The organism is Ochrobactrum sp. EDr1-4, from assembly GCF_049199085.1.
Classification (GTDB): Bacteria; Pseudomonadota; Alphaproteobacteria; order Rhizobiales; family Rhizobiaceae; genus Brucella.
The window spans coordinates 514879-535060 of the sequence record NZ_JBLZOF010000002.1; the positions used below are offsets into that span (position 1 = coordinate 514879).

Genomic DNA, 20182 nt, shown 5'->3' on the forward strand with positions numbered 1-20182 from the left:
ACAGACGTGGCACTCGATATGAAGCAACAGGATGCAACAGCGCTCGCGCAAGCGATTGCGAAAGGCGTTTTGACCGCACGAGAGGCTATGGATGCCGCAATTGAAGCAGTAGAAAAATGGCGCCCTCTGGGCGCCATTGCATATCTCGACGCCGAACTAGGCCGAAACAACGCAGCAGCTTTTGATCACAAAGCTCCTTTCGCCGGAGTGCCATCGCTTTTCAAAGACCTCGGCGGACCGTGCGCTGGCCTGCCAATCCGGCTTGGCTCACGCGCATGTGCAGATGCGCCTCCTGAACTTGATTCAGAACTCGCTGCACGTTTACGCACAGCTGGTCTTAATTTCCTCGGGACGACAACTGTTCCCGAATTTGGCATGGCGCTTTCAAGCGAGCCTATAAATGGTCCCCTCGCCCGCCACCCTTTTGATGAAAAGCTTTCGCCTGCCGGTTCATCGGGTGGCGCCGCCGCAGCCGTTGCAGCGGGCATTGTTTCGATCGCGCACGCAACAGATGCAGGCGGCTCGATCCGCGTTCCGGCTGCAACCTGCGGGCTGATTGGCCTCAAGCCAAGCCGCGGCGCGATGCCAGCCGGTCCGTACTTCGGTAATTATCTAGCAGGTATTGCGAGCGAATTTGCGCTTTGCCGCTCTATCCGCGATGCAAAGACACTGTTTCCGCTGGTGGCCGGAAACATCGAAAGCTTCCTTCCAGATGTAGCGTTTTCTTCAACCACCCAACTTTCAAAATTACGCATTGGCGTTGTTTCCGGTGATCTGGCGAAATATCCGGTAACAGAACAGCGCCAGCAAGTGGTTGCAGATGCCGCACGCTTTCTGGAAGCGCAAGGCCACACGATCCGCAATGTTGATGCGGGCACGCTCGCGCCGCTCACTGATGCCAGCGCAACAGCGTTTGACCGGATTATCTCGGCCAATTTAGCCTCGGCAATTGATGCTTTTTTGATCGATGAAGCAAAGCTAGAAAGACTGACGCAGGCTGTAGCATCACGTGGGCGCAAGATGAGCGCTATCGATCTTTATGACGCAATGAATGGTGGCGTTATGACCGCCTATCAGCTTTGGCAGATATTCCATGATGTCGATGTGCTGATTACGCCGATGCTGGCAAGTGGTCCGCAACCTATCGGCTCTTACCCAATGGATCACGACGATGTAGACGCGCATTGGCATAAGATGAATGTCTTTGCGCCTTATGCGGCATTGGCCAATATTTCCGGTTTCCCGGCGCTTTCCATGCCTTTTGGCGAGGACACGAACGGTCTGCCGCTTGCAATTCAGCTGATTGCACCGATGGGAGCGGACAATCTTCTCTTAAACCTTGGCGAGTTGTTGGAAGAGGACCAACGCTGGCAGCACAAATTTGGCGTTGCGGGGTTGAACGCATGACCACGACAGTTCTAGAACTGCAAAACATCACCAAGCGGTTCGGCGCACTGACCGCCAATGACGATATTTCTTTAAAGCTTGAGTGCGGCGAAATCCTCGCTTTCCTGGGCGAAAACGGCGCTGGCAAAACCACGCTGATGAATATCCTCTTCGGCCATTATGTCCCCGATGAAGGCCGTGTCTTCGTCAAGGGGGCAGAAATCCCGCAGGGAAAGCCCCGTGCCGCAATTGATGCAGGCGTTGGTATGGTGCATCAGCATTTTACGCTGGCACCTAATCTCACGGTTCTGGAAAACATCATCACAGGCACTGAAAGCCTCTGGAAGCTGAAATCAGCGCACCGTGCTGCGCATGCCAAGATCGCCGAGATCGCCAAACGCTTTGGTCTACAGGTCGATCCTAATGCACGGCTTGGTGATCTTTCTGTCGGCGAGCAACAGCGCGTGGAAATTCTCAAAGCGCTTTACAACGATGCCGATATTCTGATCCTCGACGAGCCAACCGCCGTTCTGACGACACAAGAAGCAGAAGGTCTATTTAAAACACTCAAAGAAATGGCGCGTCAGGGCCTGTCGCTGATTTTCATTTCGCACAAGCTGCATGAAGTCATGTCTGCAGCTGACCGCGTTGTGGTCTTGCGCGGCGGCAAGCTTGTCGCTGAGCGTAAAGCGTCCGAAACATCGAAGGAAGAACTGGCTGAACTTATGGTTGGTCGCCGCGTTTCGCGCCCTTCGCGCGCCGCAGCTACCCCCGGCGAGACATTACTCGAAGCAAAGAATGTGAGCGTGATTGAGGATGGTGCTACACGCCTGACAGATATCGACTTTCATCTGCGCGCAGGCGAAACGCTTGGCATCATCGGCGTGTCCGGAAATGGTCAGGCAGCGCTGGGTCGTCTTGTTTCGGGCCTAAGCCAGCTTGCCAGCGGTTCCCTTGTGATGTTCGGGCAGGCTGTCACCAAGTTTGATCCGCGCGAATTTGTGGGAATGGGTGTTGGCCGTATCCCTGAAGATCGCAACACAGAAGGTGCTATCGGCGATCTCACACTTTGGGAAAATGCCGTGCTTGAACGCGTCCGCGATCCGCAGTTTTCCAATGGCATTCTGGTCAACCGCACAGCTGCGCGTGAATTTACCGACCGCATCATCAAAGACTTCGACGTGCGTGGCGGCACGCCCGACAGCCGTATTCGTCTGCTTTCGGGCGGCAACATGCAGAAGCTTATTCTGGGCCGCAATCTTGAAACGGCTCCACGTATTCTGATAGCGGCGCAGCCGACACGCGGCCTTGATGAAGGTGCCGTCGCAGCCGTCCATGCCCGCATTCTGGAAGCGCGATCCAAAGGTGCGGCCGTTCTGCTGATCTCGGAAGACCTTGACGAAATCATCGGCCTTGCCGACCGCGTTCAGGCTATCGTCAAGGGTAAGCTGTCACCGCCGATTGATGCCGATGAAGCCAATGCGCAAAGACTGGGCCTGATGATGGCCGGTGAATGGCAGAATAATTCCACGAAGGGGCTGAACTGATGCGTATTGAACGACGCGAAACACGGCCCATGGCTTTGGTGGCAACCGCGCCGGTTATCGCTGTTCTCGCTGCCTTTGTGCTCGCTGGCCTGCTGATTGCAGCTGCCGGTGCGCCGGTGCTTGAATCTTTCCGCCAGATGGCAATTGGTGCTTTTGGAACCAAGCTTTCAATCACCGAAACGCTCACCCGCGCTACTCCTTTAATGCTAACTGGCCTTGCGGCGGCGGTCGCGTTCCGCTCCAAGCTCTGGAATATTGGCGCTGAAGGTCAATTCTATATGGGCGCGCTGGCAGTTGTAGCGCTCGGCACGCAATTAGCCCTCCCCGCAGCTCTGCTTATTCCGTTGCTGCTGATCGTCGGTGCCGTTGCTGGCATGATTTTTCTGCTGATCCCGCTTGGTCTGCGCCTCCGCTTTGGTGTCGATGAAGTCGTGACCACACTGCTGCTTAATTTCGTCGCCGTACTATTCGTTTCGATGATGATCGAAGGTCCAATGAAAGACCCGCTGGCTTTCGGCTGGCCGCAGTCAGAGCCGATACCCGATGCGGCTGTTCTACCCAAAATCATGTCGGGCATGCGCCTTCATATTGGAATCGCAATTGCCATCGCACTCGCGCTGGTCATCGCCTATGTGCAGAAGCGCACGGTGTTCGGTCTTGAAACCAAAGCAGCCGGACTTAACCCGCAAGCCGCTCGTTTCGCGGGTGTTCCGCTTGGAAAAACGCTTGTGAAGGTTGCCTGCATTTCTGGTGGTTTGGCTGGCCTTGCCGGTGCAATACAGGTTATGGGTGTTAAAGGCTATGTCACGACCGACCTGTCCCCGGGCTTTGGCTATTCCGGCATCATTGTCGCCATGCTCGCCAATCTGAACCCCATCGGCGCTATTTTCTCAGCACTCTTTGCCGCCGCAATGTTTGTCGGCGCAGACGGCATGAGTCGCGCTATTGGCATTCCAAGCTTCATCGCCGATGTGACTGTGGCACTTTCACTGCTTACAATGCTGGTTGCGCTCTTCTTCACCCAATACAGGATCGCCCGATGAACGAGTTGATGGATATCCTGCTTTCTGCTGGCCTCTGGGTCTCGGTTCTACGCATCGCAACACCGCTTATTTTCGGCACGCTCGGCGCACTTTATTGCGAACGTGCGGGCGTACTTAATCTCGGCATTGAAGGTATCATGACCTTTGGCGCCATGATCGGCTGGCTTACAGTCTTTAACGGAGCAGACCTCTGGGTCGGTGTACTTGCCGCCGCAGCATCGGGTGCTGTGTTTGGCCTGCTGCATGCAGCGCTCACCGTACCGCTTGGCCTCTCGCAGCATGTCGTGGGGCTTGGCATTACACTCTTTGCCTCGAGCCTTAGCTATTTTCTGTTTCGTCTTCTGGTGCCACTGTCGTCAACGCCACCATCAATCACGCCGTTCCAGCCCGTTAATCCGTCATGGCTCGCAGACATTCCATTCATCGGACAGGTACTTGGTACTCAAACGGCGCTTACATGGCTTGCCATTCCACTGGCACTCCTGCTCGGTTATGTTCTTTTCCGCACACCGCTTGGCCTTGCCATCCGCATGACCGGCGAAAACCCGCATGCCGCCGAAGCGCAAGGCATCAATCCGATCCGCGTTCGCATTTTTACGATCATGTTTGGCAGTGCGCTGATGGCTGTCGGCGGCTCGTTTCTGACGCTCTCTGCGTTCAACTCGTTCTTCCCGACCATGATGCAGGGACGCGGGTGGGTATGTATCGCGCTCGTCGTATTCGCCTCGTGGAAGCCTGCACGCGCACTTTTGGGCGCTCTACTCTTTGCACTTTTTGACGCATTCCAGCTACGTTTGCAGACGGTTTACGGCAAGCTGGTGCCTTATCAGCTTTTCCTGATGATCCCTTACATCATGTCGATTGTCGCACTCGTCATCATGGCCCGCCGTGCACGCGTACCACAGGCATTGATGCAGCCCTATCGCCGCGGCGAGCGCTAGGTTTCACTCAATAAAACTACATACAAAAACGGCGCCTTTCGGCGCCGTTTCTTTTTAATCATTTTTCAAAGCAATCAGGCAAAGCCTTACTTACCGCTTTTTTCAAAGCGCTTGCGCTCATTTGGATCGAGGTAGAGCTTACGCAGACGGATCGACTTTGGCGTTACTTCAACCAGTTCGTCGTCCTGAATCCACGAGAGCGCGCGTTCCAGCGTCATGCGGATTGGCGGGGTTAGCTTAACAGCTTCATCCTTACCAGATGCACGAACGTTGGTGAGCTTCTTGCCCTTCAACACGTTCACTTCCAGATCGTTATCACGTGAGTGAATGCCGATCAGCATGCCCTGATAAACCTTGACGCCAGCGTCAATGATCATTGGACCACGATCTTCAAGGTTAAAGAGCGCGTAAGCAACTGCTTCACCCTGATCGTTTGAAATCAGAACGCCGTTGTTACGACCAGCGATTTCACCCTTGTAAGGCTGATATTCGTGGAACAGACGGTTCATGATCGCCGTGCCGCGTGTATCTGTCAGAAGTTCCGACTGATAGCCGATGAGACCACGGGTCGGTGCGTAGAACTTCATACGAACGCGATTGCCGCCCGAAGGACGCAACTCGACCATCTCGGCCTTACGTTCCGACATCTTCTGAACAACTGTGCCCGAATATTCTTCATCAACGTCGATGACGACTTCTTCAACTGGCTCAAGCTTTTCGCCGTTTTCGCCGTCTTTCAGAACAACGCGCGGACGCGAAACGCCAAGCTCGAAGCCTTCACGGCGCATGTTTTCGATCAAAACAGCAAGCTGCAATTCGCCACGACCCGAAACGAAGAACGAATCTTTTTCGTTTGATTCTTCGATCTTAAGCGCAACGTTGCCTTCGGCTTCTTTGAACAGACGGTCGCGGATAACGCGGCTCGTTACCTTGTCGCCTTCGGTGCCAGCGTAAGGGCTGTCATTGACGATAAACGACATAGTAACTGTTGGCGGATCGATTGGCTGCGCTGCGAGCGGAACGCTGACCGAAGTATCGCAGAACGTGTCTGCAACGGTACCTTTTGAGAGACCGGCAATAGCAACAATGTCGCCAGCCTGTGCTTCATCAATGGCCTGACGCTCGATGCCGCGGAACGCGAGAATCTTAGAGATACGGCCTGTTTCCAGAAGTGTTCCGTCCTGACCAAGAACCTTTACAGGCTGGTTGGACTTAACGGTACCGGAATGGATACGACCAGTAATAATACGGCCAAGGAACGGATCGGCTTCAAGAATTGTACCGATCATGCTGAATGGGCCTTCAGCAACCTTTGGCGCTGGCACATGCTCAAGCACCAGATCAAACAGCGCAGACAGACCCTGATCCTGTGGACCTTCTGGGTTCAACGCCATCCAGCCATTACGGCCTGAACCGTAAAGAATTGGGAATTCGAGCTGCTCATTGGTCGCATCAAGATTTGCGAAAAGGTCAAAAACTTCGTTGATGACTTCTTCATGACGACCATCTGGACGGTCGATCTTGTTGATCGCAACGATTGGACGAAGACCAACCTTAAGAGCCTTGCCAACAACGAATTTCGTCTGTGGCATTGGGCCTTCAGCAGCGTCAACGAGAACGATCGCGCCGTCAACCATCGAAAGAATACGCTCAACTTCGCCGCCGAAGTCGGCGTGACCTGGTGTATCGACGATGTTGATACGCGTGTTCTTCCAGACTACGGAAGTGGCTTTCGCGAGAATGGTGATACCGCGCTCACGCTCGATGTCGTTCGAATCCATCATGCGTTCTGCAACGCGCTGATTTTCACGGAAAGAGCCTGACTGCTTCAGCAGTTCGTCGACCAATGTGGTTTTGCCATGATCGACGTGTGCGATAATAGCGATATTACGCAATTCCATATGGAGATCACTTCTTTATGAGTTGGGAGCCGCGCCAAGATGGATGCACGGAAAATCAATGAGGCGCTCTTACATGTTTTTTTACGTTTTAGAAAGGGGCAGTACGAAACTGCCCCTAAATTAACCGAAAAAGTCCAGAATTGCGCGTTTATTTACACTGCAATTGTGACAGTTTTGCCGATGTTTCTACAACAATGTGCCTGAAAGAATGACCAGTGCCACGCTGAAATAGATCACGAGACCCGTCACATCGACCAATGTAGCGACAAATGGTGCCGATGCACTGGCAGGATCAAAGCCTAATCTACGAAGAGCAAACGGCAACATCGAGCCTGTTAACGAGCCAAACGTCACAATACAGACGAGTGCCATGCCAACTGTCGCCGCAACCAGTATCCAATGCTCACCATAATCATAAATGCCGAGGCTCTGCCAAATGGCAATACGCACAACACCGATGAAACCGAGGAATGCACCAAGGGCAAGACCCGTTGGTATTTCGCGCAAAGCAACACGCCACCAATCCTTCAGGCTTAATTCCTGAAGTGCAAGCGCGCGAATGATCAGCGACGTGGCCTGCGAACCTGAATTACCACCCGACGACATGATCAGCGGAATAAACAAGGTGAGAACCAGAGCCTTTTCAAGTTCAAGTTCAAAATGCTGCATTGCACTTGCTGTGAGCATTTCGCCGAGGAATAGAACCCCCAGCCAGCCACCACGTTTTTTGAGCATTTCGCCGAAGCCAATACGCATGTAAGGCTTATCAAGCGCCTCCATACCACCAAAGCGGTAAGCGTCTTCACTTGCGTCCTCGGTCATGGCATCCAGCACATCATCGACAGTTACAATGCCGATGATGTGGCGGCTGTCATCAACGACAGGAACGGCCAGCAAGTCATGCTTACGGAAAAGACGGGCAACATCTTCGCGATCTTCAAGCGGCGAGATCGTGATCGGATCATCGTCGCGTGCAAGCGAGAGGATTGGCTCATCCAGTTCACGCACAATCAGGCGGCGCAGGCTGACAACGCCCAGCAAAACGCGGGTTTGCGGATCGACCACATAGATGGCGTAGACAGTCTCACGCGTGCGCTCAACCTGACGGATATGATCAAGCGTCTGCCCGACATTCCAATCAGAGAAAACAGTGATGAACTCAATGGTCATCAGACTACCGGCCGTATTCGGCGCATAGCCCATCAGCTTCTTGAGCGCAGCTTTCGTTTCGGGCGCGAGAATAGGGAATAGACGCGCACGGTCAGCGTCATCCAGTTCATGGAAAACGTCGGTCGCGCGGTCAGCAGACATACCATCCAGAAGTTGGCTGGCAATGTTTGGCTGCAAAGTTGCAAGAATTTCGGTCGCACGTTCCAATTCCGGCTGATCGAGCAGACGGATAGCGTCATCATGCGAAAGCTGGGCAACAACGGCGATTGCGTCGTCTGCATCCAGTTCATTGACGATTTCTACGGCGTCGCCGGTACGAATATCAGCGATGCGGCTGGCAATTGCAGCAGCAGGGAGGTCGGCAACATTTAGAACTTCGGTGAAGTTGTTGTCGGTCATTAGCTTGCCTTTCTGTCGATCCGCCGTCAGAGGCTGATCGTGCAAGCTGACCGCAAACGATCAGATCACGAACTGCCTTGACGGCTGAAACAATCGACTGTGACTGTCGCTTGGCATAAGAGAATAAGACTCCGGTTGAAATGCAGCCATAGAGTTGCGGCTGCGTGGCTGATTTGCGCCCGGTTGCCCCGAAAGTCAACCCCCGGTCCCGATCATGAAAGCTTTTTCATAATCCCGACATACCCTTGTCTCTTCGGCTGCAAAATCCTAGATCTGATACATATCGAATTCTTTTTATCTGGAGTCTCTGATGTCCGAAAAGCAGTCTTATAATCACGCGCTTACCGAATGGAATGGACCGCTTGGCCTGCCGGATTTCACAGCATTTAAGGACGATGATTTCGCTGCTACTTTCGACGCAGCTTTGGCTGAAGACCTCGCGGAAGTCGAAGCGATCATCAATGATGCCGCTGAACCTACCATTGAAAATACGCTGAAAGCCTTGCAGCTTACCGGCCAATCGCTTGATCGCGTTTCTTCAATTTTCTGGATGCGCGCTGGCGCTCACACCAACGATACTATTCAAGCGCTGGAACGCGAAATCGCCCCAAAAATGTCGCGTCATTATTCGCGCATAATGATGGACCCAAAGCTGTTTGCACGTATTGATGCGCTTTATGAAAATCGCGGTCATCTAGATCTCGACATTGAAACAAAGCGCGTGCTTGAAAAGACCTGGAAAGGCTTTGTCCGTTCCGGTGCAAAGCTTGATGAAGCAGGCAAAAAGGAACTCGCAGGCATCAACGAGAAGCTGGCAGGCCTTGGCGCACGCTTTGGCCAGAATGTGCTCAAAGATGAATCAAGCTGGGCATTGTTTATAACCAAAGAAGCTGACCTTGCGGGACTGCCCGATTTTCTGAAAAACGCCATGCAGAGTGCCGCAACGGAGCGCGGTCAGCCAGACGCTTGGGCGATCACGCTGTCTCGTTCGATCGTTGAGCCATTTCTGACATTCTCACAAAACCGGGAGCTGCGCGAACAGGCGTTCAATGCGTGGGGCAAGCGCGGCGAAAATGGCGGAGAAACCGACAATCGCGACGTGGTGCGCGAAATGGTGGAACTGCGCGAACGCAAAGCACATCTGCTCGGCTATGCTAATTTCGCAGCCTATAAGCTCGATGACACTATGGCTAAAACGCCAAAGGCCGTGATGGATCTACTGGAGCCGGTCTGGGACAAGGCACGCGCCAAAGCGCGCGAAGAAGAAACTGAGCTTGAACGCCTGATCGCGGCTGATGGCCACAATCACAAGGTTGCGCCGTGGGACTGGCGTTTTTATGCCGAAAAGCTTCGTGCCGAGCGTTTCGCTTTCGATGAGGCCGAACTGAAGCCCTATCTGCAACTTGAAAAAATCATTGAAGCAAGCTTCGATGTAGCAACCCGTCTTTTCGACATTCGTTTTGAAGAGAAAAAAGGCATTCCCACATGGCATCCAGATGTGCGCGTGTTTCGAGTTCTCAATGCGGATGGCAGCGAGCGCGGCTTATTCCTCGGCGATTATTTTGCCCGCACCTCCAAACGTTCAGGTGCATGGATGAGTTCACTGCAATCAAGCCATAAGCTTGGTGTCGGGCAGAAACCGTTCATCTATAACGTCATGAATTTTGCGAAGCCCAAGGCTGGTGAACCTGCGCTGCTTTCGCTGGATGATGCCCGCACGCTGTTCCACGAATTTGGCCATGCGCTACATGGGCTGTTGTCGGATGTAACATGGCCTGCGATTTCCGGCACCGCAGTTTCGCGAGATTTCGTTGAACTGCCATCACAGCTCTATGAGCATTGGCTGACCGTGCCAGAAGTGCTTGAAAAATATGCGGTGCATTATCGCACAGGTGAGGCCATGCCAAAGGCGCTTCTCGACAAGGTGCTTGCTGCACGTTCGTTCAATGCGGGCTTTAACACGGTCGAGTTCACCTCGTCCGCACTCGTTGACATGGCCTTCCATACTGGCACCGAAAAGATCACAGACCCATTGGCTTTTGAAGCCGAGACGCTGAAAAAGCTTTCGATGCCTGACGCAATCATCATGCGTCATCGCACGCCGCATTTTACACATGTGTTCTCTGGCGATGGCTACTCAGCCGGTTATTATTCTTACATGTGGTCGGAGGTGCTCGATGCCGATGCATTCTCGGCTTTTGAAGAAACCGGCGATGCTTTCAACCCCGAACTGGCAACAAAGCTTAAGCAATATATCTATGCTGCTGGTGGCAGCCGCGACCCTGAAGAACTTTACAAAGCCTTCCGTGGCAAGATGCCAACGCCCGATGCGATGATTGAAAAGCGTGGATTGAACTAAACAAAACAAAAAGGCCGGGAAACCGGCCTTTTTTCATTCAATCAATATTCGCCAAGCTTAATGTCCGGCGTATATTCGACGCCCTCGACTTCTTTGATAACTGGCTGACCACAATGCAGCACACCCGTCGCTGCATTGAACGCATAGGTGGGCGAACCATGCAACTGCCAGCCTTTGTTCAAAGCTGCTGTCACACGATGACAAAATGCGGAATCGTCTGGTCCTGTGATGAAACGGTAAAGCTTCATAGTTTTCTTCCTTTTAGCCTTTACGAAGTTGATTTTGCGAGCACGCGCTCAGCCATTTTAAGATGGAGGCGCTCGACCATCTGACCGTCCAGCGATACGACGCCCTTATCAGCATTCTCCGGCTGTGCGAAGACGGCAACCACTGCACGGGCATGAGCCAAGTCATCATCAGACGGTGAAAAAGCACGGTTAGCCGATTCGATTTGCGAAGGATGAATAAGCGTCTTTCCATCAAAGCCCATTGCAGCACCTTGAGTGCATTCTGCTTCGAAGCCCGCAGTGTCGCGGAAGTCGTTATAGACACCGTCCAGAATATCGATACCGCCAGCACGCGCAGCCAATAATATCTGCATGAGCCATGGAACCATATAAGGCCGCCCAGATTGCGGACGCACACCGGTTGCCAGCGCAATATCATTTGGGCCAACCACAAAACAGCCAAGCCGTGCTGCAGAGCGATGACCTAAAACAGCAATCTCATCCGCATTCAAAATACCGCGCGGTGTTTCTATCATCGCCCAGACGCGCATTTCAGGATCAGCATCATGCCGATCAAGCCGGCTCGCCGCGTCCATCACATCCTGCGGTCGCTCAACCTTCGGCAGCAAAACTGCATCCGCGCCAATCTTTGCCGCTGCAATAAGATCGGCCTTATTCCATTGCGTATCGGCAGCGTTCACGCGCACAACGCGTTCAAAGCCAACCTTTGGATGCTCGGAAACATGCTTACTCAATGCGTCCCGTGCGGCAAGTTTCGCTTCCGGCGCAACAGAGTCTTCGAGATCGTAAATGACGCAATCAGCTCCGAGCGTCAGCGATTTTTCAACTGCACGACTATTGGAAGCGGGCACAAACAAAACGGAACGACGCGGACGAGCAATTGTTTTCATGCGCAATTTGTGCACCGATTGGCATCAGCGCACAAGCGCCCGCACCGTAAAGTTTTAAAGTCCGCTCGCCTCGTGTTCCAACTTCCCTGTGAACTCACACGATGCGCCGTGGTAATAGGTACACCCGGCAACCTCTTCGATCTCCAGATTATACTCGCCAACAAACTTCATTTTGATTTCACAAAAACGAGGGTTCCGAAGGGATTCCTTTTCGCTCGGGTCAAAGCCTTCGCTTTCGATTTTGAACGTCGCATTTTTGTCCTTGATCGTAACATCACCAGCAACGTCACCACCGCAACCCGGTTGATTTCCGATCAACGGAACCATCGTGGACAGAGACACCGCATAAAGATCGCCACCTTTATGCTTCACATTGGCTTGTAGCTCCATGCCATCATTGCCAGTATAACTTCCCTCGTGGACATTATAACTCGGCTTGTTTTCCGCAGCGGCTGGGAAACCAATAACTGCAACTGTTAATCCCAACATAAAAATTCGAAGCATATTCCACCCGTCACTGATCTTTAAAACATCAAAGCGTGAATCAGACTTTGATTATTTCAGCTGGCAGGTCAAGGACACATAATACGCTCGGAATTTTGCATAATTGATTTTGCAAGGGCTATTTTTGCTGAAATGCGCTGTTACGGCGCGCCAATTTTATGAGACTTGAAATCTGGCTTATGACTGCTTATTTTGCATTCACGGTTGGAATGCACCTGCCGCTCGCGGCCTCAAGGCCATGGTAAAGCATTCTGAATTCACGTTCCTGTTCCGGTGACGGCAGAAACGGCAATGCGGGCACCCGTTCACGAAAATGCTGCTCACATTCAGGAGCAATACCATGACCACAGCTATCCTTGCTGGTCACACAACAACTGACTTCAAACATCAAGCTCGCCGTCTAAGGCAAGCTCTGGGCGAAGAAGGCATTAATATCAGCCACGGAAAAGCACTTGATCTCGTCGCTCGCCAATCAGGCACACGCGACTGGAATACGCTTGCAGCCAACGGTGCCAAGGTTGAAAAAGCAGAGGTTGAAGACGGTACAGCACCTTACCGCGTCAGCCAGCGCGTTTCGGGCATGTTCCATTCAACCGCATTTGAAGCCCGCATCATCGGTGTTGAAGAAACGATCAAGCCTGATCTCTGGCGGATCACGCTGCAGTTCGATCCTGCGATTAATGTTGCAGTTTCACCGAACCTATCGATGCTACGCAGGCGTTTTACGGTTGTTGTCGGTGCAGATGGAAAGTCTCGCAGATTAACTGGCAGCGAAAGCGGAAATATTGCCTTAAACGTGCAGTAATTTCGCGTAACGCTGCCGAGACGCACGATTCCGAATTTTAGATCTGAAATTCAGACATATTCGTGCGTTTAGACCGTTATGTGCATCCGGAGCGACTTAAAACGCCCGGATGCACACTTATTATGATCCGAGGTTGCGACCTATTGGGCACTTACGCCCTGAAACATTGACTCTCTGCCATGCTGATGTAAATCAGATTTCAAATTTACCAATACCAAACTGACAGGCCGCAGACATGGATAAGTTTACCAAGCTCACGGGCGTTGCAGCCCCCCTGCCTATCGTCAATATCGATACGGACATGATTATCCCGAAGGATTATCTGAAGACGATCAAGCGTACGGGTCTGAGCAAGGGTCTGTTTGCCGAAATGCGCTTTAACGAAGACGGAACTGAAAACCCGGATTTCGTGCTCAACAAGCCTAGCTATCGTAACGCGCAGATTCTGGTTGCTGGCGACAATTTTGGTTGCGGCTCTTCGCGTGAACATGCGCCATGGGCACTGCTTGATTTCGGCATCCGTTGCGTCATCTCGACGTCATTCGCCGATATTTTCTATAACAATTGCTTCAAGAACGGTATTCTGCCAATCAAGGTTAGTCAGGAAAACCTCGACAAGCTGATGGACGATGCATCGCGCGGTGCCAATGCTACGCTGACCGTTGATCTTGAAACCAAAGAAATTCATGGTCCTGATGGCGGTACAATTACCTTCGATCTCGATGATTTCCGTCGCCACTGCATGCTCAATGGTCTTGATGACATTGGCTTGACCATGGAAAAAGTAACGAACATCGACACGTTCGAGGCAAAAAACGCTCAACAGCGTCCTTGGGCATAATGGCAGTTCTGTTATGCGCCTTTAGCCGATGTGTGGTGGCCTGAACCATTGAATAGGACACGGTTGGCTGAAATGGCCCGAGAAGATCAAAGCGGTGACTGGGCGGGGCGTCTCTCGCCCTCGCTGGACGAAATTGAATCCATTGCGATTGAAGCGCTTGCGCATCTTCCGCAGGAGTTTCGTGCGCTTTGTGGCGACATAATAATCCAAATTGCTGACTTCCCTGAAGAGCAGATCGTTGAAGATATGGGCTTAGAGACGCCTTTTGATCTTCTTGGACTGTTTGAAGGCATGGGTATCGGTGAGCGTTTTAGCCTGCAAACTGGCGACACGCCTAACCGCATCACGCTCTTCCGCCGCGCAATTCTCGACTACTGGTCCGAGAATGAAGAGACGCTTGGCGACATTATCACCCATGTCCTCATCCATGAAATTGGCCATCATTTTGGCCTTTCGGATGATGATATGGAAGCTCTGGAAGCGCATGCGGACTAATGCAATACATAATCGCAGTGCTGTATAAGCCCATCAGTTCTGGTCAAAATTGAGACAATTTTGGTCGTTTTCGATACAATAGAATACAGAAATTGCATGCGGAAAATGCTATAAATTCGCTCAGTTCAATCTGAGTGATGATTATGAGCCTTTCGCCCGCCGCCTATCAGCTCCTTCTTGTTTACACGACCTATGTGATTGCCGCCGGAAGCCCCGGCCCAAGCAATATGCGCATCATGGGTGTTGCAATGCATCAAGGCCGCAAAGCTGGGCTAATGTTTGCGGCAGGTGTCGTGACCGGCTCCATATTCTGGGGCCTGATGGCAGCGACGGGCGTATCTGCAATCCTTACACGGTTTGCTGAAGCGCTGATAATTCTCAAAATTTTCGGTGGTCTTTATCTGCTCTACCTCGCGTTCAAAGCAGCACGCGCTGCAATGACATCAGATGAGAAAATCGCTGCACGCAATATAAATGGTGATGCGTTCCTCTCAGGCGGCGAACTATATCGTCGTGGCCTGCTGCTGCATCTCTCCAATCCTAAATCGATATTGTCGTGGATAGCACTTGTCACGCTTGGCCTTGGCACCAATTCGTCATGGTCACAGATGACAGCATTCCTCGGCGGCTGCATTACGCTCAGCATCACGATCTTCTGCGGCTATGCGATTATCTTTTCGACCGCTCCAATGGTGCGATTATATCGTCGAGCAAGACGCTGGATCGAAGGTGTTCTGTCAGCGGTGTTTGCATTCGCCGGTATTCGTCTGCTTCTGTCACGCTAGAACCATCTGAGAAATGAGTGTCGCAATGAAGATGTTCCATGGTCTCTCCGCCTTCCCGCTCACGCCAATTGATGCCGAAGGCAATCTGATCGAGGACGCGCTAAAAGCTTTTCTGACGCGCATTCATGAGGCAGGAGCAGATTCGATCGGCCTGTTAGGAAGCACGGGTGGATATGCCTTTCTCACACGAGAACAACGTCAGCATACAGTGAAGATTGCGGTCAATCATATTGGCGGAAAAATACCGCTGATTGTTGGTGTTGGCGCGTTGCGCACTGATGAAGCACAGGCACTTGCAAGAGATGCCGCGGATGCAGGTGCTGATGCATTATTGCTTGCCCCCGTTTCCTATACGCCGCTCACACAAGAAGAAGGCTTTGAGCATTTCAAGGCTGTTGCGCGGGCCACTGATTTGCCGCTCTGCATCTATAACAACCCGGGGACCACACGATTTGTTTTCAGTGATGAGCTGATTGCTCGACTTGCAGATATCGATAATATCTACGCAATCAAGATGCCCTTGCCCGCCGACGAAAACTATGCAGCAGAGATTGAAAAATTACGCGCTGCAACACCCGATGACTTCGCCATTGGTTATAGTGGCGATTGGGGCGCAAAAGATGCACTTCTCGCAGGTGCCGACGCTTTCTATAGCGTTGCGGCGGGTCTTCTACCAAAACAGTTTTTATCACTTGTACGCGCTTCACAAAGCGGCAATCAAGCCGAGGCAGAACGTATCAATGCAGCGTTCGAGCCGCTCTGGAACCTGTTCAAAACCCACGGCAGCTTCCGCGTGATGTATGTCATCGCCGATCTATTAGGCCTTACAAAAATCGAACCACCACGACCCATATTGCCGTTAGCGGCAGAGGTGCGTGGGCAGATTGGAACTGCATTAAAAGCGTTGGAAGAACTAACCTCATAAACAAAAAAAGGCGCTCAACCGAGCGCCTTTTGCTTTTCTCGTTTTATGCTACGCTCAGGCGGACATCTATATTGCCACGTGTTGCATGTGAATAAGGGCAGACGATGTGCGCAGCATTGACCAGTTCTTGCGCCTTGGATTTTTCAACACCCGGCAAAGCGACTTCCAGAGCCACATCTAGGCCAAATCCTGTGCCATCATCACGCGGGCCAATACCGACTGTCGCAGTGACTGTGCTATCAGCGGAAATAGAAACTTTTTCCTTGGCTGCGACGAATTTCAGCGCCCCGAGGAAACAGGCTGCATAACCGGATGCAAACAACTGCTCAGGGTTGGTCCCTTCGCCGCCTGAACCACCCAGCTCTTTTGGAGTATCGAGAACGACGCTGAGACGGCCATCAGCAGTCTTTGCGCTGCCTGTGCGGCCGCCGGTTGCGGTGGACTGGGTGGTGTAAAGAATAGCCATTTCAAACTCTCCATCGGTAATCGTTAAACTATCTCCACAGCCAAATTCGCAGATTTTTATATTGTGCACAATCTAATTTTGTAAAATTTAATTACACAAATATGTGATGCACAATTTAATTGTGCATTCTGTATATTGACGCTAAGGAGGCGAACATGAGCGAGAACCGTAAAGACTCCCAATTGCACCTCTCAGATATGGTTTGTTTTGCAATCTATTCGACTGCGAATGCGCTGACACGCGCTTACCAGCCAATCCTCAGCAAACTGGAGCTTACTTATCCGCAGTTTCTGGTTATGATTGTTTTGTGGGAGCAGGATAATTGCACGGTTTCGGAAATCGGCGCGAAGCTTAATCTCGATTCAGGCACCCTCACCCCGCTTTTGAAACGGCTGGAGGCGGCAGGTCATCTCGCGCGCCGCAGAGATCCACAGGACGAGCGGCAGGTTCGTATCACACTGACTGATCAGGGCCGTGCTTTGCGCATAAAAGCAGCAGACATTCCCGAGCAGGTCTTTTGCGCGCTCGGTGAGCCGTTGGATGATTTACAGGATTTGCGCGACCGATTGGTTAATGTTCGCAATAATCTCAAAGACAAAACTTCAAGGTAACAAAAAAGCGCCGGATTGCCGGCGCTTTTGTTTTCAAACTACAGTCTTGATTAAGCCGCGAGCGACTTTGGCGTGATCAAGCCACGCGAAACCAGAAGTTCTGCGATCTGGATCGTGTTAAGTGCTGCACCCTTGCGCAGATTGTCAGAAACAATCCACATTGACAGGCCGTTTTCAACAGTGATGTCTTCGCGGATGCGGCTGATGAACGTCGCATCTTCGCCAGCCGATTCATAAGGCGTGATGTAACCGCCGTCTTCGTGCTTATCGATAACCTGGCAGCCCGGCGCTTCACGCAGGATTTCCCGCGCTTCTTCAGCCGAAATCGGGTTTTCAAACTCAATGTTGACCGCTTCTGAATGGCCAATGAAAACTGGAACACGCACAGCAGTTGCTGTGAGCTTGATCTTTGGATCAAGCATCTTCTTGGTTTCAGCCATCACCTTCCACTCTTCTTTGGTGTAGCCGTCTTCCATAAATTCATCGATATGCGGGATCACGTTGAACGCAATGCGCTTGGTGAACTTCTGTGTTGTAATAGGATCAGCAACAAAAACCGCACGCGACTGCTGGAACAGCTCGTCCATGCCTTCCTTACCAGCGCCAGAAACGGACTGGTAAGTCGCGACAACAACGCGCTTGATCTTGGCTGCATCGTGAAGTGGCTTGAGTGCCACAACGAGCTGCGCAGTCGAGCAGTTCGGGTTGGCGATAATGTTGCGCTTGCGGAAGCCTTCAATCGCGTCTGGATTCACTTCAGGAACGATCAGTGGCACATTCGCATCATAGCGCCATGCAGACGAGTTATCGATGACAACGCAGCCCTGCGCGCCGATCTTTGGCGACCATTCCTTGGAGACGTTGCCACCAGCGGACATAAGGCAGATGTCGGTATCGGAGAAATCATACTGGTCGAGCGGCTTAACCTTCAGCGTCTTATCGCCATAGGATACTTCCGTGCCCTGGCTGCGACGCGAAGCGAGAGCCACGACTTCATCAGCCGGAAAGCCACGTTCTTCGAGGATATTGAGCATTTCGCGACCGACATTTCCGGTGGCGCCGACAACTGCAATCTTAAAACCCATTTACCTTCTCCTGTCCTCTCCGCTTCCATAAAAACCCGCGACCAGCGGGCCTTTACCCTGGGCCGGACCCGGGGAGAGAGGGCGAGCAGGCCAAGGGGTCAGACCGTTTTGGTGGTCGTTTTAATGTAAGTGGCCGTGATAGTTTTAGAGACAGACGCCATGCAGGCACCGATGGCGATAAGGCCATTGCGTCCAAACAGGCTATGTGATGCGCGATATGCGTTCACGGGATGTCTCCTTTTATGATTGCGCTTTTAAGCCCTTTGGAGAAAGAGTCAATGTGTTTGCAACTGCAAGCGCAACAAAACTGCTGGAATGTCCGGGAACCATGCCACTTGTTACGCATCATCTAAAAAACAAAAGGTCCGCACAGCATTAACCGTGCGGACCTTGCATGCAATCGAACGTTATTTAGAGCACATCCCGAAAAGTGGGAACCGGTTTTCGGACCAAGATGTGCGTCAAAACAAATGATTAGAGCGCCGATCTGATAATATCAGACCGAAACGCGCTCTAGTAGAGCAAACGTGTGCGGATGGTGCCCGGAATTTCGCGCATCGCCTGAAGAACGTCCTCGGCATGTTCTTCCATCGCATCTCCTTCAATCACCACATAACCCACTTCACCATCGGTCTGCAAAAACTGGCTGATGATGTTGATATTGTGTGACGAGAAAATATTGACGAGGCTGTTGAGAATGCCCGGACGGTTTTCGTGCACATGCATGAAACGCGTGCCGTTTGGACGTGCTGGCAACTGTACCTGTGGGAAGTTTACGGCACCGAGCGTCGAGCCGACATCGGAATACTCAACCAGCTTGCGGGTCACTTCCATGCCGATGCGCTCTTGCGCTTCCGCAGTCGAGCCGCCGATATGTGGAGTTAGAATGACATTTTCAAGCCCCTGCAATGGCGAAACAAACGGATCCTTATTCGATGCAGGTTCAACCGGAAACACGTCGATTGCTGCACCAGCAAGATGGCCTTCTTTAAGCACTGTGGCCAGCGCTTCCAGATCAACCACATTTCCGCGTGCATTGTTGATGAGGAAGGCGCCCTTCTTCATCTTACGCAACTTGGCTTCGGTGATCATTTTGGCCGTCGATTTGTTCGATGGCACATGAAGGCTGATCACGTCGGAAATTTCGAGCAATTCATCCAGCGTTTCTGTCGGGATCACGTTGCCATATTGCAACTTGTCGGTCATGTCGAAATAACGAACGGTCATGCCAAGGCTTTCGGCAAGATTGCCGACCTGCGAACCGATGTTACCATAGCCGACAATACCCAGCGTCTTGCCACGCACTTCACGACTACCCGTCGCGCTCTTGTCCCAGCCTCCGGTATGTGCCGAGTTGGAACGTGGGAAAATGCGGCGCATCAACATGATGATTTCGCCAATCACCAGTTCCGCAACCGAACGTGTATTCGAGAAAGGTGCATTGAAAACCGGAATACCGCGCTTGCGAGCAGCTTTCAGGTCAACCTGATTGGTGCCGACCGAAAAACAACCGACTGCAATCAAACGCTGTGCAGCTTCAAAAACCTCATCGGTGAGCTGCGTGCGCGAACGAATGCCCACAATATGCGCCGACGCAATCGCCTCGATCAGCTCAGCCTTATCCAATGCCTTTGGCAGGTGGACAACATTGGTATAGCCAGACGATTTGAAGTAATCGACAGCGGACTGATTGATGCCTTCGAGAAGAAGAACATTGATACGCTCACGCGCAAATGAAAGACGTGCGGTCATTTTTGGGGCTTTCAGGCTCTGGCTATGCT

20 protein-coding genes are annotated in these 20182 nt (G+C 52.1%); 11 read left to right on the top strand and 9 right to left on the bottom strand.

The window, feature by feature from the left end:
- The first annotated feature begins 6 nt into the window (after window positions 1-6).
- From ACOZHT_RS08875 to ACOZHT_RS08890, 4 genes are read left to right on the top strand one after another with little or no spacing between them, the layout of a single operon-like run.
- Window positions 7-1407 (top strand): amidase, encoded by a 1401-nt coding sequence (locus ACOZHT_RS08875; RefSeq protein WP_421565621.1) that lies wholly within the window; start codon window positions 7-9, stop codon window positions 1405-1407.
- Entirely contained in the window at window positions 1404-2933 is a 1530-nt protein-coding gene (locus tag ACOZHT_RS08880) for an ABC transporter ATP-binding protein (RefSeq protein WP_339510116.1), read from the top strand. The genes ACOZHT_RS08875 and ACOZHT_RS08880 overlap by 4 nt, the downstream gene beginning before the upstream one ends.
- The gene (locus ACOZHT_RS08885) at window positions 2933-3976 is read left to right on the top strand and encodes an ABC transporter permease (protein ID WP_339510118.1); all 1044 of its coding nucleotides are present in this window, start codon (window positions 2933-2935) and stop codon (window positions 3974-3976) included. The genes ACOZHT_RS08880 and ACOZHT_RS08885 overlap by 1 nt, the downstream gene beginning before the upstream one ends.
- A complete protein-coding gene (locus tag ACOZHT_RS08890; RefSeq protein ID WP_339510120.1) occupies window positions 3973-4917 on the top strand; it encodes an ABC transporter permease in 945 nt (314 codons plus the stop codon). The genes ACOZHT_RS08885 and ACOZHT_RS08890 overlap by 4 nt, the downstream gene beginning before the upstream one ends.
- An 86-nt stretch (window positions 4918-5003) precedes the next feature.
- On the opposite strand, the gene typA is transcribed toward ACOZHT_RS08890, so the two are convergent.
- Together typA and mgtE are read right to left on the bottom strand one after the other, a co-directional pair.
- Entirely contained in the window at window positions 5004-6818 is a 1815-nt protein-coding gene (gene typA, locus ACOZHT_RS08895; RefSeq protein ID WP_421565622.1) for a translational GTPase TypA, read from the bottom strand.
- 186 nt (window positions 6819-7004) lie between these two features.
- Window positions 7005-8387, bottom strand: a complete 1383-nt coding sequence (gene mgtE, locus ACOZHT_RS08900) for a magnesium transporter (RefSeq protein WP_339510124.1) — start codon at window positions 8385-8387, stop codon at window positions 7005-7007.
- A 310-nt stretch (window positions 8388-8697) separates the two neighbouring features.
- On the opposite strand from mgtE, the gene ACOZHT_RS08905 reads away from it, so the two are divergent.
- Complete coding sequence (locus tag ACOZHT_RS08905) at window positions 8698-10746, top strand: M3 family metallopeptidase (RefSeq protein ID WP_339510126.1); 2049 nt, start codon at window positions 8698-8700, stop codon at window positions 10744-10746.
- A gap of 41 nt (window positions 10747-10787) precedes the next feature.
- Here the strand turns inward: ACOZHT_RS08905 and ACOZHT_RS08910 are convergent, their stop codons facing one another.
- From ACOZHT_RS08910 to ACOZHT_RS08920, 3 genes are read right to left on the bottom strand one after another with little or no spacing between them, the layout of a single operon-like run.
- On the bottom strand, window positions 10788-10994 hold the full coding sequence (locus ACOZHT_RS08910) for a DUF1737 domain-containing protein (protein WP_250043456.1): 207 nt from the start codon (window positions 10992-10994) through the stop codon (window positions 10788-10790).
- A gap of 20 nt (window positions 10995-11014) precedes the next feature.
- Window positions 11015-11884, bottom strand: a complete 870-nt coding sequence (locus tag ACOZHT_RS08915; protein ID WP_421565623.1) for an HpcH/HpaI aldolase/citrate lyase family protein — start codon at window positions 11882-11884, stop codon at window positions 11015-11017.
- 54 nt (window positions 11885-11938) lie between these two features.
- Window positions 11939-12388 carry a hypothetical protein gene (locus ACOZHT_RS08920; protein WP_339510132.1) on the bottom strand — a complete coding sequence of 150 codons (450 nt, stop codon included), beginning with the start codon at window positions 12386-12388 and terminating at the stop codon, window positions 11939-11941.
- 340 nt (window positions 12389-12728) lie between these two features.
- Between ACOZHT_RS08920 and ACOZHT_RS08925 the strand changes: the two genes are divergently transcribed.
- The 5 genes from ACOZHT_RS08925 (at window position 12729) to ACOZHT_RS08945 (ending at window position 16239) form a co-directional block, all read left to right on the top strand.
- A complete protein-coding gene (locus ACOZHT_RS08925; protein ID WP_339510134.1) occupies window positions 12729-13193 on the top strand; it encodes a glyoxalase superfamily protein in 465 nt (154 codons plus the stop codon).
- A 235-nt stretch (window positions 13194-13428) separates the two neighbouring features.
- Window positions 13429-14034 carry a 3-isopropylmalate dehydratase small subunit gene (gene leuD, locus ACOZHT_RS08930; RefSeq protein ID WP_339510136.1) on the top strand — a complete coding sequence of 202 codons (606 nt, stop codon included), beginning with the start codon at window positions 13429-13431 and terminating at the stop codon, window positions 14032-14034.
- A 72-nt stretch (window positions 14035-14106) separates the two neighbouring features.
- Window positions 14107-14529, top strand: a complete 423-nt coding sequence (locus ACOZHT_RS08935; RefSeq protein WP_339510138.1) for a metallopeptidase family protein — start codon at window positions 14107-14109, stop codon at window positions 14527-14529.
- Window positions 14530-14672: 143 nt separating this feature from the next.
- Window positions 14673-15314: a LysE family translocator gene (locus ACOZHT_RS08940; protein WP_339510141.1), complete on the top strand. Its 642-nt coding sequence runs from the start codon at window positions 14673-14675 to the stop codon at window positions 15312-15314.
- A gap of 25 nt (window positions 15315-15339) precedes the next feature.
- Complete coding sequence (locus ACOZHT_RS08945) at window positions 15340-16239, top strand: dihydrodipicolinate synthase family protein (protein ID WP_339510143.1); 900 nt, start codon at window positions 15340-15342, stop codon at window positions 16237-16239.
- A 43-nt stretch (window positions 16240-16282) separates the two neighbouring features.
- Here the strand turns inward: ACOZHT_RS08945 and ACOZHT_RS08950 are convergent, their stop codons facing one another.
- Window positions 16283-16705, bottom strand: coding sequence for an organic hydroperoxide resistance protein (locus ACOZHT_RS08950; RefSeq protein ID WP_339510144.1), 423 nt, complete (start codon window positions 16703-16705; stop codon window positions 16283-16285).
- A gap of 155 nt (window positions 16706-16860) precedes the next feature.
- Between ACOZHT_RS08950 and ACOZHT_RS08955 the strand changes: the two genes are divergently transcribed.
- Entirely contained in the window at window positions 16861-17316 is a 456-nt protein-coding gene (locus ACOZHT_RS08955; RefSeq protein ID WP_339510146.1) for a MarR family winged helix-turn-helix transcriptional regulator, read from the top strand.
- A 50-nt stretch (window positions 17317-17366) separates the two neighbouring features.
- On the opposite strand, the gene ACOZHT_RS08960 is transcribed toward ACOZHT_RS08955, so the two are convergent.
- From ACOZHT_RS08960 to serA, 3 genes are all read right to left on the bottom strand, one after another.
- On the bottom strand, window positions 17367-18401 hold the full coding sequence (locus ACOZHT_RS08960) for an aspartate-semialdehyde dehydrogenase (RefSeq protein ID WP_339510149.1): 1035 nt from the start codon (window positions 18399-18401) through the stop codon (window positions 17367-17369).
- Window positions 18402-18499: 98 nt separating this feature from the next.
- Entirely contained in the window at window positions 18500-18628 is a 129-nt protein-coding gene (locus tag ACOZHT_RS08965; RefSeq protein WP_339510151.1) for a hypothetical protein, read from the bottom strand.
- Between the two features lie 286 nt (window positions 18629-18914).
- Window positions 18915-20153: a phosphoglycerate dehydrogenase gene (serA, locus tag ACOZHT_RS08970; RefSeq protein ID WP_421565624.1), complete on the bottom strand. Its 1239-nt coding sequence runs from the start codon at window positions 20151-20153 to the stop codon at window positions 18915-18917.
- Window positions 20154-20182: the final 29 nt, after the last annotated feature.